Annotated in this window: 11 protein-coding genes; 5 read left to right on the forward strand and 6 right to left on the reverse strand. The window is 67.3% G+C overall.

Going from position 1 to position 13,135, the window contains the following annotated elements:
- Window positions 1-4 precede the first annotated feature (4 nt).
- Entirely contained in the window at window positions 5-2,632 is a 2,628-nt protein-coding gene (locus OG921_RS01305) for a LuxR C-terminal-related transcriptional regulator (protein ID WP_266110528.1), read from the reverse strand.
- A gap of 218 nt (window positions 2,633-2,850) precedes the next feature.
- Here OG921_RS01305 and OG921_RS01310 point away from each other — a divergent pair, with 218 nt between their 5' ends.
- On the forward strand, window positions 2,851-4,245 hold the full coding sequence (locus OG921_RS01310; RefSeq protein WP_266110529.1) for a DUF2252 domain-containing protein: 1,395 nt from the start codon (window positions 2,851-2,853) through the stop codon (window positions 4,243-4,245).
- A gap of 55 nt (window positions 4,246-4,300) precedes the next feature.
- On the opposite strand, the gene OG921_RS01315 is transcribed toward OG921_RS01310, so the two are convergent.
- The gene (locus OG921_RS01315) at window positions 4,301-5,308 is read right to left on the reverse strand and encodes an alpha/beta hydrolase (RefSeq protein WP_266110530.1); all 1,008 of its coding nucleotides are present in this window, start codon (window positions 5,306-5,308) and stop codon (window positions 4,301-4,303) included.
- A gap of 242 nt (window positions 5,309-5,550) precedes the next feature.
- Between OG921_RS01315 and OG921_RS01320 the strand changes: the two genes are divergently transcribed.
- Together OG921_RS01320 and OG921_RS01325 are read left to right on the forward strand one after the other, a co-directional pair.
- Window positions 5,551-6,993 carry an AarF/ABC1/UbiB kinase family protein gene (locus OG921_RS01320; RefSeq protein WP_266110531.1) on the forward strand — a complete coding sequence of 481 codons (1,443 nt, stop codon included), beginning with the start codon at window positions 5,551-5,553 and terminating at the stop codon, window positions 6,991-6,993.
- Entirely contained in the window at window positions 6,993-8,270 is a 1,278-nt protein-coding gene (locus OG921_RS01325; protein WP_266111021.1) for a trans-acting enoyl reductase family protein, read from the forward strand. The genes OG921_RS01320 and OG921_RS01325 overlap by 1 nt, the downstream gene beginning before the upstream one ends.
- A 39-nt stretch (window positions 8,271-8,309) precedes the next feature.
- Here OG921_RS01325 and OG921_RS01330 read toward each other — a convergent pair whose 3' ends face one another.
- Window positions 8,310-9,326, reverse strand: a complete 1,017-nt coding sequence (locus OG921_RS01330) for a diiron oxygenase (protein ID WP_266110532.1) — start codon at window positions 9,324-9,326, stop codon at window positions 8,310-8,312.
- Window positions 9,327-9,519: 193 nt separating this feature from the next.
- The gene (locus OG921_RS01335; protein ID WP_266110533.1) at window positions 9,520-9,741 is read right to left on the reverse strand and encodes a hypothetical protein; all 222 of its coding nucleotides are present in this window, start codon (window positions 9,739-9,741) and stop codon (window positions 9,520-9,522) included.
- A 154-nt stretch (window positions 9,742-9,895) separates the two neighbouring features.
- Here OG921_RS01335 and OG921_RS01340 point away from each other — a divergent pair, with 154 nt between their 5' ends.
- Window positions 9,896-10,438, forward strand: coding sequence for a DUF6328 family protein (locus OG921_RS01340; RefSeq protein WP_266110534.1), 543 nt, complete (start codon window positions 9,896-9,898; stop codon window positions 10,436-10,438).
- On the opposite strand, the gene OG921_RS01345 is transcribed toward OG921_RS01340, so the two are convergent.
- Together OG921_RS01345 and OG921_RS01350 are read right to left on the reverse strand one after the other, a co-directional pair.
- Window positions 10,439-10,621, reverse strand: a complete 183-nt coding sequence (locus tag OG921_RS01345) for a hypothetical protein (RefSeq protein WP_266110535.1) — start codon at window positions 10,619-10,621, stop codon at window positions 10,439-10,441.
- Window positions 10,622-10,694: 73 nt separating this feature from the next.
- A complete protein-coding gene (locus OG921_RS01350; RefSeq protein ID WP_266110536.1) occupies window positions 10,695-11,822 on the reverse strand; it encodes a S1C family serine protease in 1,128 nt (375 codons plus the stop codon).
- A gap of 129 nt (window positions 11,823-11,951) precedes the next feature.
- Here OG921_RS01350 and OG921_RS01355 point away from each other — a divergent pair, with 129 nt between their 5' ends.
- Entirely contained in the window at window positions 11,952-13,133 is a 1,182-nt protein-coding gene (locus OG921_RS01355) for an MFS transporter (RefSeq protein ID WP_266110537.1), read from the forward strand.
- Window positions 13,134-13,135 lie beyond the last annotated feature (2 nt).

A 13,135-nucleotide genomic window follows, 5' to 3' on the forward strand; every position in this document is an offset into this window, starting at 1 on the left:
TGCGTCAGATCAGCTTCAGCTCGCGCGCCCGATCCACCGCGTCACGCCGGGTGGAAACGCCGAGCTTGCGGTAGATCGCCTGCTGATGGGTCTTCACGGTGTTCACCGAGATGAACAAATCCGCAGCGATCTCGGATGCCTTGAACATTGTCGGAAGATATTGCAGGACAATGAGTTCTCGCTCGGTCAGCGGTTCGCCGGCGGCCAGATACGGATCTGCGGGCGACCCTGGGTGTTCGCGCGCCGCGAGCAGACCGGCGGTGAAGTCCACATGCTTGGCCACAACGTGGCGGTGCCGTTCCAGCAGGACGGGAACCCGCGCGCCCGCGGCGAGGAACGGTCTGATCGATCCGATCGCGACGGCCAACTCGACCGCCTCGGCGATCTTGGTCAACGCAAACGAGTCCTGGCGCAGTTGATCCGCGGCGACGGCAGCAAGTACATCGACCTCGACCGCCACCCCGCGGTACGGCGACATTTTCCGGCTCGTGCCGAGGACCTCGAGGGCGGCGTCGGGTTGCCCGAGTCCGATCCGCGCTTTGGCGAGGGCGATGCGTTCCAGCCCGGCGACATAGCTGTCCTCGCGTCCTGGATCATCGACCATTTCGAGCACGGCGGCGAATTCCCCACCGAGCAAGCAGATATCGGCTTCGGCGGCAGCGCACCAACGGCCGAGAAACTCGGGCAGATCACCGGCGCGCGCCCGGGCGCCGCGCAACCGCTCCGCGGCGGTCCGAGCGGCCGACTCGTCGCGCCGGGTCACCGCCACACCCACCGCCGCCACGGTGAGCAACAATCGGTTCGCCGCGTCGATGCCCGGTCCCCTCGTCGCGAGACCGATATCGATGCGTTCGTCGGCATCGTCGAGCCGGTTCGTTTCCAGGGACGCCAATGCCTGCGCGGCGTAGCGCGCCAGTGCTTGCGGCTCGGCGCTCCAGCCGTGGCGTTCGGCCAATCGCTCGGCTTCGTCCGCGCGCAGCGCGGCCTCGGAAAACCGGCCGTGGATCACGTCGAGCAGTGCGAGTTGCGAGTGTGCCGACATCTCGGTCGACCCGAGTTCGAGCCGGTGCGAACCCTCCGCCGTCACCTTGAGGTTGGACTCCGCTTCGTCGAGCGAACCGGCGAACAACTGCGCGACGCCCAGGTTGTTGCGCGCGATGACGGTGTAGGGCAGTACCGCGGGAAATTGTTGCCGCGGAATGTTTTCCAACATTCCGAGCAGCCGGCGGGAGCGCTCCAGCGCCAACGCCGGATCCCTGGACCCGGCGTGCACGAGGCGCAGCACGCCGATCATGACGTCGGCGGGTCCGCGTTCGGCCGGTGCCGTACCTTCGAGCAGGTCATCGGCATCGTTCGCGTCGCGCAGCATCGCATCGAAATCGCCACGCTGGTAGTGGCACGCCGCGGCGGCGAGCAGCGTATCCGGAGTCGGGTGCCTGGCTGCCTCGGCCGCCGCCGGCGCAAGTGCCGCGACCAGGGCCGTACCGCGCGGCGTGGCGATCAGCGGCAGCGCCTCGGCAATGAGCACACGCGCTACTTCGCGCCAGTGCCCGCCGAGCGCCGCATGCCGGATCGCGCTGATCGGGTCGTCCGACCTGCCGAACCACCGCGCCGCACGACCGTGCAGATCGTCGATGTCATCGGGGCGTTCGGACGCAAGCCGCTCGCACAGCACCTCGCGCAACAGCGGGTGGTAGCCGAACCATTCTCCTCGATCGGCAAGCCGCACGACCAGTGCGTTACGCGCGACGAGCTCCTCGAGTATCTCGGAACTGTTCGGCCGGTCGGTCAGTTCGCGTGCCAGTCCACCACTGACCCGTTCGACGATGCTCGTCGTCAACAGGAAGTCCCGGTCCGACTGCGACAGCTTGCCGAGGACCTCCTCGCGCACATACTCGGCGATCATCCGATGACCCTCGACGAACCGCCGGGGACGTCCGACACCGTCGGAATCGCTGCTCAAGAGTGCGAGCCGCATGCCCGCCGGCCAACCCTCGGTGCGGCCGAGCAACAAGTTCAGCTCGTCGGGTGCGACGGCCACTCCGCTGCGACGGCAGAACTCGCGCGCCTCGATTTCGGTGAACGCCAGGTCGTCGGCACGAATTTCGGTGAGTCCGCCGTCGAGTCGAAGCCGCGGCAAACGCACCTCCGGTTCGATACGGGACACGAGCACGATGCGAAGTTGGCGAGGTTGGTGTGCCAGCAGACGGCCGAAGGAATCGAGCACCTCGGCACTCCGGACGAAATGGAAGTCGTCGAGAACAAGGATCACCGGGATTGGAAACTCGGCTATGCACGCGGCAATCCGCAGTACCTCGGGAGTACCGAAGCCCGCGGCAGGCACCATCTCCCGTAGCGGACTGTTGGAATCGACCACGCCCGCGATCGTCAACGCGCCCAAGACATCGGACCAGAAGGCCGCATTCGACACGTCGGTGTCGTCGACATTCAGCCAGGCCACCGGTCCGGGCACAGACTCCGCGCGCGACCACGCCGCTACCGCCAGCGATTTTCCGTAGCCGGGCCCGGCGCTGAGGACCGTCAGAGGTCCGGTGACTCCCTCGGACAGCAGTTTGTCGAGCCGGCCGCGGTGCACAAATCCAGCCGGAACCACCGGCCGCGAGGTGCGCACTCGGAGCCCGCCCGAGTATCGATCGACTGCTGAATGCATCTCGGGGCATTCCGATCCGGCAGCTCCCCAGCCACCCTTTCGGCAAGCCTAACCCGTTCCGTCGCTGTGGGGGGGCCGGAGAATCATCTGACTCGGATGATCCCCGTGACGTGCGGCGAAGCGAAGGATTCGAGGTGAAATTCGAGCGGACCAGCTCGAAAACACTTGGAGGGCCAGCCATGGCGAACGAGCGGCCGACCCGTGCCGAGCGGAAAGCCCACGGAAAGTCGGCGCGCGCAGCGGTGCCGCTGGATTCGCATCGCGTGTTCGAGCCGGCCCCGGACCGGGATCCGGTTGGACTCCTGCTGAGTCAGGCACAGTCGCGGGTACCCGAGTTGGTACCGATCCGGCACGGCCGGATGCTCGTGTCCCCGTTCACCTATTTTCGCGGTGCCGCCCTGCCGATGGCCGCCGATCTGGCGACCACCCCGACCACGGATCTGCGCGTGCAGTTGTGTGGGGATGCGCACCTGTCCAACTTCGGTGCGTTCGCCGCGCCGGATCGCCAGCTGGTGTTCGACGTCAACGATTTCGACGAGACGCTGCCGGGTCCCTTCGAGTGGGACGTGAAACGGCTCGCAGCGAGCCTTGCCGTCGCTGGGCGGGACAACCAGTTCACCCCAGCGGAGCGCCGCACCGTGATCGTGGAGGGCGCGCGGCGTTACCGCACGGCGTTGCGCGAATTCGCGGACATGCCGTTGCTCGACGTCTGGTACGCCCGCCTCGACATCGAAAAAGCGATGGCCGAGGTGGGCACGCAACTGGCCGCGAAGAGCATGAAGCGCACCGAGAAGGCGTTGGCCAAGGCGCGCACTCGCGACAGTATGCAGGCACTGAGCAAACTGACCACCCTGGTCGAAGGCCGGCACCGGATTGTGAGCGACCCGCCGTTGATCGTGCCGGTCGAGGACCTGTTCTCCGACGTGCAGTCCGACGGGCTCTACGCCCAGATCAACGACATGTTGACCAGTTACCAGACGACACTGCAGTCCGACCGCAGATACCTGCTGCAGCAGTTCGATCTGATCCAGATGGCGCGCAAGGTCGTCGGGGTTGGCAGCGTCGGAACCAGGGCGTGGATTCTGCTCCTCGCCGCCGACGACGGGCGAGAGCCGTTGTTCCTGCAGGCCAAGGAGGCCCAGACGTCCGTGCTGGCCGGCTACTGCGGTGCCGGCGAATACACCAACGAGGGTCAACGCGTGGTCGCCGGACAGCACCTCATGCAGGCGGCCAGCGATATCTTTCTCGGCTGGCAGCGCTCGGTCGGCGTCGACGGCCTGGAGCGCGATTACTACGTCCGGCAACTTCGTGACTGGAAGTTCTCGTTCCCGATCGAGCAAATGGTCGCGAAGGGCATGGCCGCCTACGCAGGCCTGTGCGGCTGGACGCTGGCCCGCGCGCACGCCTGCTCAGGGGATCGCGTCGCCCTGGCCGCCTACCTCGGCAAGAGCGATGTGTTCGAAACTGCCATCGCCGAGTTCGCCGAGAAGTACGCCGATCAGAACGAACGTGACTTCGCAGCGCTGGACGCCGCGGTCACCGAGGGGCGCGCGCAAGCGCAGTCGGGACTGTAGGACCTGACCGCCGACAGCCTCGTTGAAGACCGTCTCGTCGAAGACCGCCTCGGGGTCAGGCGGGGATGTGCTTGTTGACGAACGCCCCGATCCGCTCGATCGCGTCCGCAGCCTCGGGCACCAGATCCGCAGCGGCCTGGAAGACGTGGAACTGGCCTTCGTAGAGCTCGAGTTCGCAGATCGCACCGGCATCGGCGATCTGCGCCGCGATGTGCTCGGCGTCCACGGCAAGCAACTCGGCGGCACCGGACTGGACCAGCACCGGGGGCAGAGTGGACAGATCGGCGTCCAGCGGTGAGCCGACCCGGCCGTGGTAGAGGTGGCCGCGCTGCGCCTCGACCTGCGTCATCAGTTCGGTCAGCCGGATGAGGGCGTTGGCCGGGAACAAGGGGTCGAGCATGTCGCCGAGCCATTCGAGCTTGCGACACGGATCGGTGTCGATGAACGGCGACTGACACACGATCGCGGCCGGGCTCGGCAGCCCACGTTCGCGCGCGAGCAGGGCTGTCATCAGCACCAGGAACCCGCCCGCGGAATCACCTGCGAAGACGATCTGATCGGCGCGGTAGCCCTGGTCGAGCAACCATCGATACCCGTCGAGACCGTCCTCGACCGACGCGCTGATGGGCGTGTCCGGCAGCATCCGGTAATCGACGCTGAGCGCGGGTGCCTCGCACGCGGCCGAGACCATCGAAAGCAGCCGGCGGTGGGTGTTGAGCCCGCAGCAGATGAATGCGCCGCCGTGCAGGTAGAGCAGCACCCGGTCGTCGTTGGTCACCTCGGGCGCGCGCAGCCATTCCGCGTCGCAATTGGGCAGCTGCACCGGGTGATGTCGGGTGCCTTTGATCGGCGGCAGCGCCTCGCCTACCTTGTCGATCACCCCGAACGGCCACGGCAGGTTCGGCAGTGCGCCCCAGGTCTGCAGGATGGGACGGATGGTCAACTGCAGCACGCGGCGCAGCGCGAGACTCTGCCAGCTGGGACCGTCGAAAACGGTGATCTTCGGAACGTTCTCGGTGACGTAGTCGGCCGCCACCGGTCGCTCGTAGCCGTTGACAGCCACACCGACTCCCTTCCCCATCTCGGGTGAAACTACCGCAACGTGCGGACCACGATAGCTACGAAACATCCCTGCTTCAGAATTTGGCCGCACGGGCACCCCTTTCCCGAACAATGTAACGCCCGTCACCTCTTGCCCTGTATCTTCGCCGCTCGAGACCATATGGTTACGCTGCCCCGCGCGGCACATCGGCGCGCTGCCGCGCAGCGGCCAGGAATGCACAGTTCGGACAACGGAGGTTCGAGTTGCCCAAACAAGTGCCGACGTCACGTCTGGCCAGGGGCTCGAAACTCGGCGCCGCTGCGGCCGGGCAGGTGCTGCGCAGCGGCCGAACCAGGATGGCGATGGTCGGCCGCTCCGAGCGGGTGCGCGAACAACTGCGCGAAGAGTCGACGGTCCGCGCGGCCGAGCAGCTTGTCACCGTGCTCGGCGGCATGAAGGGCATCGCGATGAAGCTCGGCCAGATGCTGTCCGTGCTCGACCTCGACCTCGTTCCGCCCGAACATCGCGAGGCATTCCAACAGAAGCTCGCGGTGCTGCGCGACAGTGCGCCGACGGTGCCGTTCGCCGATATGCGGGCGGTGCTCGAGGCCGACCTCGGCCGACCGATTTCGGAGCTGTTCGCCGAGTTCGAGGACGAGCCGATCGCAGCCGCGTCGATCGGGCAGGTGTACCGGGCCCGGCTGCACGACGGCCGCACGGTGGCGGTGAAGGTCCAGTATCCGGGCATCGATACCGCGGTGCGCGCCGACCTGCGCAATCTCGTGATGCTGCGCCGGGTGCTGCAGTCCGCGGTGGCCTGGGTGACGCCTGCCCTGATCGACGAACTGGCCCGCAACCTGGAGAACGAACTCGACTACCGGCTGGAGGCGAGCACGCACGCCCGGATCGCCGGCGTGTTCCGCGGCCACCCGTTCATCGCGGTCCCACCGCCGATACCCGAACTGTGCAGCACCCGGGTGCTGGTGAGCGAATATTTCCCCGGGATCGGTTTCGCGGGCATTCGCGAGCTGCCGCAGCACGCCAGGGACCGCATCGGCGAGATCGTCTACCGGTTCTATATCGGCTCACTGTTCAGCTTCGACGAGTTCTGCGGTGACCCCCATCCGGGCAACGTCCTGCTCGGCGCGGACGGCCGCGTTGCGTTCATCGACTTCGGGTTGTTCAACAAGATGGACCCCGCCCTGGTCGATTTCGAACTCGCCTGCCTGCGCGCGGCCGCCGAGGACCGCGGCGAAGACCTGCACCGCCTATGGCGGGAACGCGGGGTGTTCGACTCGACCACGCCGGTCTCGGTCGACGAGTGTCTCGACTACGTGTACGCCGCCTCCGAATGGTGCCTGGTGGATCAGGCGCTGCGGGTCACGCCCGAATTGGCCAGCGGCGCTTTCCTGCTCGCGATCGACCCCCGCGCGACCGAGTTCGTCGGTATGAAGCAGCAGAACCTGCCGCCCGAGCATCTGTTCTCGCGGCGCGCGGATTTCCTCACCTTCGGCGTGCTCGGCCAGCTCGAGGCCTGCGCCAATTGGCACCGCATCGCACGGGAGTGGATGTACGGTGACGAACCGGCCACCGAACTCGGCCGCGCGCATCGGCAGTGGCTCGACACCAGCGCGCCGCGTAGCGTGCGAAAGCGACTACGCGCACGATCGCAGCACCGAACGGTAGCCAACGAGACGGGGGAATGATGAGCGAGCCGACGACAGAGCCGACCCGGCCCGGCGAGCGCGAGTTCGATCTCGTGCTTTACGGCGCAACGGGTTTCGTTGGGAAGATCACCGCGGGTTATCTCGCCGGTGCGGCCCCCGCGACTGCCCGCATCGCACTGGCCGGACGCTCGGCCGAGAAGCTCGCCAAGGTTCGCGCCGAACTCGGTGCGACCGCGCAGGATTGGGCGATCGTGACCGCGGACGCCGCGAGCGCGTCCGATGTCGCGGCGCTGGCAACACGGACGCGAGTGGTGGTCACCACCGTCGGCCCGTACGCGAAATACGGTCTGCCGCTGGTCGAAGCATGCGCGCATGCCGGCACCCACTACGCGGACCTCACCGGCGAGGTGCTGTTCGTGCGCGAATGCATCGAGCGCTTCCAGGAGCACGCGCTTGCCTCCGGTGCACGGATCGTGCATTCGTGCGGATACGACTCGGTCCCCTCCGATCTCGGTGTCTATGCGACCTACAAGCAAGCCCTCTCCGACGGCACCGGCGAGCTTACCGAGGCGACGATGGTCGCGACCGTGAAGGGCGGAATGAGCGGTGGCACGATCGCGTCCGGACGGGGCCAGGCCGAGGCGGTCATGGCGGATCGGTCGCTGCTCAAGATCAGTGGCGACCCGTACGCACTGAGCCCGGACCGTGCGCTCGAGCCGGACCTGGGTAAGCAGTCCGATTCGGCACTGGCGTCGGCGAAAAGTATCGACCCGAGCCTGTCGGGCTGGGTTGCCACCTTCGTGATGGCCGCCTACAACACCCGAATTGTGCGGCGCAGCAACGCATTACTCGGCTGGGCGTACGGCAAGGACTTCCGCTACCGAGAGGTGATGGGCACCGGCAAGGCGCCCGCGGCCCCGGTGGTCGCGGCAGGCATCGCCGGCGGACTCGTCGCGGGCCTCGGCCTGATGGCCGTACTCAGCCGCGGGTTCGGCAACCGGATCCTCGACCGGATCCTGCCCAAACCGGGGACCGGACCGAGCGAAAAAGTACAACGCGCAGGCTGGTTCAAATGCGAGACATTCACTCGCACCTCCTCGGGCGCGAAGTACCGCACGGTGGTTGCCGGCAAGGGTGACCCCGGCTACGCGGCGACCTCGAAGATGCTCGGCGAATGCGGTCTCGCGCTCGCCTTCGACGAGGCGAAGCTGTCCACCGTGACCGGCATTGCCACGCCCGCCACCGTCATGGGCGACACCCTGCTCGAGCGGCTGCCGGCGGCCGGGCTGACCATCACCGTCGAACGCCAACCCTGACCGCCGCACACCCCCACCCCATCGACTGAACGGAACCGTTCAGTCGATCAGATCGACTGAACGGTTCCGTTCAGTCGATGCTGGGGTCGGTCGTTCACCGTTGGCGAGATCGTGGGGAACCGACCGCGTCAGCCGCCACAGCCGCTTGGTCACTGCCCCGTCGTACATGCCGACTTCGGCAAAGTAGCGCAGCATCGGCTCGGACATGAACGTCATGTTGGCCCGGTACTGCGGACTGCGGAATGCGGCGACGAATCCGCGTGCGGGGTTGATCCCCACGGCGCGGTAGACCCGAGGGGTGACCATCAGCGGGTAGACGTTCAGCGCAAACAACGCGAGCGCCGCACGGTGCGGTGCCCGTCGAATCGCACCCCGCTTTCCGAGTCCACGACGCAACTCGCCGCGGGCGAACCCGATGTGCCTGGACTCTTCGAGCACGTGGATGCGCATCAACTGGCGCACGTGCGGCTGCACGTTCTCGTCGGCCATCGCCTCCCGCTGCCCGCGGTCGAGTACTTCCTCGATGAGCAGCGTGCCGCCATAGGTCGCCGGACCGATCGGCATCAGTTGCACCGCCTTGTCCAGCAGTCGGGCGAAGCGCGGCTGGCGGTAGGGCGGAATGCCGGTCTTCTCGATGAGACGCGCGAACATCGTCGAGTGCCTGGCCTCCTCGGCCAGCTCGGTGAGCGCGTAGAGCGAATGCCGCGACGTCACCGGGCCGCGCCCGACCACGCGCAGCAGCACGGAACTGAGCACCCCTTCGGCCCAGATCCCGAAGCCGAGCAGGCTCACCAGTTCGTGTTTGCCCAGCTCCACGCGCTGCTCCGGGGTGAGCTGTTGCCACAACTTCGTGCCGTAGAGGGATATGCGCCGCTCGGGTAGCCAGATCTTGCCGTCCACCCACGGCGCGTCCCAGTCGATGTCGACGTCCGGGTCGTAGAACCGTTCGGCGGAGGAGCGCAGTAGCCGTTCCGCGGTGCGCTCGCGATCCTCGCCGTCAGCGATCCTGCGCAGTCGTCGCCGTCGCCTGTCGACATTCGGTTCGACACTCGACACCGTGCCCACCTCCGTTGGTAGCACGCCGATCGCGGGACCGTCCGACACCGACTCTTCCGGTGCCGATTTATCCGGTACTCCGCGTAATAGGTACAACCACGAGTGTGTTCCGCGTCGCGATCGCTGTCAAGATCGGGCAGGCAGCGCACATTTCGGTCCGAGACCTCGAACGCCCTCGGACCGCAGCGGCCGCTCAGAACATGTGTGGCGTGTCTTGATGCAGCCGGTGGTCGTGCCGGACCGTGCCACCGACAATCGCCACGCCGAGCAACACTGCCCCGACGAAGCAGATGCCAGAAATGACCGCCCATCCCGTGAAGCCGTAGCCGGCGGCTACCAGGAAGCCGGCAAGCGAGATCACCGCGACCAACGCGAGCAGATAACCGGCCCAGCCGGCAAAGATATTGAGACTCATGAGGGCTCCTCTCCTCATGTACCAAAGCGGATCCGTTACCGATGTCCGCCAATACTGAATTCAACGTTACTCCCGGTACACCCACTTACCGGCGCAGTTCATGCGAATGCGTCGAACCGGGATTATCCAGGTAGGCGCTGGGTACTGTTTGAACGTGAAACCGCAGGCCACAGGCAATGACGACTGGTACAGCAGTGCGCGGAACGAAACGCACACCGAGCGCCTCGACCGCAACTGGTTGAGCCTGCTGCAGGAACTGCGTGTGGTGCAGACCGGCGTCCAACTGCTCACCGGGTTTCTGCTCACTCTGCCGTTCCAGAGCCGTTTCGAAGAGCTCTCCGACACGCAGACCGCGATCTATCTCGCGACCGTGATGTGTTCGATCAGCGCCACGGCGCTGCTGGTCGCCCCGGTGGGGATGCATCGCCTGCTATTTCGCCGCCATCAACTCGACCAGCTCGTCGACGCCGCCCACCTGTGCGCGCTGATCGGCCTGCTGCTGCTCGGCCTAGCACTCACCGGCGTTGTGGCACTGATATTTTCGGTGGTCGTTGGCACGCTTGCGGCGAGCCTGGCCGCCGGCGGGGTCGCGGCGCTCCTGCTGGCGTGCTGGGTCATCCTGCCGCTGTCCGCCCGGCGCAACGGCCCGGCCGACGAGGCGCCAACCGATCTCGGCGAGGCGAAACAGAACTCCTAGCTAGGCGCGGAACTCGTCCTCGTCGTCGCCCCGCACGACTTCGATCTGCTGCTCCCAGACGTCGGCCGGATTCGCTTCGGTCGATACCGCATCCGGGTTCGGCAGGTCGGGTTCCTCGCCGACCTCTTGGCGCTGTTCGAAAACGTCGTCGAGCGGTTCTTCGATGTCAGGTGACTCGCTCATGGCTGCGATTGTCCTCCCTTCGTCTCGACTCCGATCGCGAACAACGACCAACGGCCGGAGCGGTTGATCCCGGTCAGTTCGGTGGTCCCTCGTCCAGTTCGAGCACGGTCCGGCGCAGGGCACCGCCGGAGTCGATCCAGCCCAGGTCCAGCATCTCGCCCGGTTGCGCTCGGGTGATCACGGCACGCAGATCTTCGGTCGAACCCACCGGCCGACCGTTCGCCGCCGTGATCACTGCACCGTCCGGAATACCCGCCCGATACGCGGCCGAACCATACAACGCCACATCGACTTTCGCCCCGCCCGGCACGTTGGAGATCAGCGCCCCGAGCTCTGCGGTCCGTCCCACGTGCACGGTGTCCGACGTGCGACCGGACCGGATCTGGTCGACCACGCCCATCGCGTCCGCAATCGGGACCGCGTATCCGTTCGTCGGCTGCGCCAGTTCCCGCGTGAGTTCACCGGACGCCGCGGTCACTACGCCGACCACCGACCCGGACCAGTCGACCAGCGATCCACCGGACTGCCCCGCCGAGACGTCGGCCTCGATCTCGATCAATCCGTCGAGCGACTTGCGTGAATAGTCGGCCTCGTTGCGCGCAATGATCGAGCGGTCCAGATCGGTCACCACACCGAGCGCGCCGGTCGGCTCGCCGCCATCGCCGCCCGCGTTCCCGATTGCCATCACCTCGTTGCCCACCCGGACCCCGGCGGAGTCACCGACGCGCGCGACGGGCAACTGCGCGGCACCGTCGAGCTGCAGCAGGGCGATGTCACGGGTGGCGTCGTAGCCGAGCACCTCCGCGTCGAAGGTCTCGCCCGTGCCGATATCGGTGACCGCGATCGAGCTCGCGCCCTTCACCACGTGGTGGCTGGTGAGGATCTGCCCATCGGGGGTGAGCACGATTCCCGTTCCGGCGCCGCGCAATCCGAGCGGTTCGATGGACACGTCGATGTTCGCCAACACCGGGTCGGCGATCCCGCGTACCGCTACCGGGTCGAGCGGCGGCGGTGAGGGCGGGGGCGGCGGCGCGGGCACGGTTTGCACGGCCTGCGTGCCGAACGACCAAGGTCCGCTGCACTGTTCGAAGCCGCCGAGCACAACGAACACCGCGAGTATGGCGAACAGGACCGGAACGACGCCGATGCCACGACGACGGGCGCGTGGTAGCCCCGACGGTGCTCGTTCGCCTCGAACCATAGGATCCCGCCTGCGCAAGTCGCTTACGGCCAAGCCTAATCGTCACCACGGTGCGGCACACGGCGGCCGGAAAACCGGCAGCTGTGCACACACCGTCTGGAACACTGCTCCGTCTGGAACACTGACGCCGTGCTCGATCGGTTTCCGGTCGCACGCCGTGGTCTGCTGACGATCTTCGCGGCGGACGGTGCGCTGTTCGCGTCGTGGGTGAGCCGGCTACCCCAGGTGCAGGACGACATCGGCGCCGACGCCGCGGGTCTGGGCAGCGCGCTCGCCGGGACCGCCGTCGGCGCACTCACCGCGATGTCGATCACCGGCGTCATCTGCCATCACCGCGCGCCGTACCGGGTCGCGTGCGTGACGCTGCTGGCGTTGTGCCTGGCCATCACGCTGCCCGCAATGGCGGGCTCCGCCGCCAGCCTGGGCCTCGCCCTGGTCGTCTTCGGCGCCTGTTACGGCGCGACCGATGTCGCGATGAATTCGGCCGCGGTCCAGCTCGCCGATCTCGCGGGCCGGCCGATCGTGCCGCAGTTCCATTCCGCGTTCAGCCTCGGGTCGCTCGCCGGAGCGGGCCTCGGCGCCGTGGCCGCGGCGATCGACCTCGACGTGCTCACGCACCTCGCGCTGGTCGGCGCGGCCGGGATTGTCGCGGTGCTGCTCACCAGTGCGCGCCTGTTCGTGACGACCGGCCCACCGATTCCGCCGGTCGAGCCGACCGAAACCGCCGCCGCCCCGACTGGTCGACCGGTTCGTCTCGCCTGGGCGGCGGTGCTGACAGCGGCCACACTGACGGCAGGCACGGCGTTCGCGGAAGGGGTGACCGCGAGCTGGTCGGGGATTTATCTCGCCGACGAGGTGGGCGCACCGCTGTGGGTGGCACCGCTGGGATTCGCATTGCTCTCCCTGGTGATGGCGGTGTTCCGGGCCTACGGAACGCGGCTGATCGAGCTGTTCGGCACCCGCACCGTGGCAGTCACCGGCGCGCTGGTCGCGGCCGGTGCGCTGTTCCTCGTCCTGATTCCCGCCGTACCGGTGGTGCTGCTGGGCTATGCGATCGCCGGCGCCGGCGTGGCGTGCCTGTTCCCCATCGGGATCGCGCACGCCGGCGCGGCGAAGGGCAGCATCGGCGTCTCGGTGGCCTCGGCGCTCGGCTACGCCGGTTTCCTCATCGGCCCGCCGGTGATCGGACTCGTCGCCCAGCGCACCGGGCTGCCGACGGCGCTGGCGCTGGTCGCCTGCTCGATCCTCGTGGTGGCAGTCGCGGCGGTCGCGTTGCCGAACGACCGGCGCCGCGACCCTGTGCCCGGCTGAGA

This window comes from Aldersonia sp. NBC_00410 (genome assembly GCF_026342035.1).
Taxonomy (GTDB): Bacteria; Actinomycetota; Actinomycetes; order Mycobacteriales; family Mycobacteriaceae; genus Aldersonia.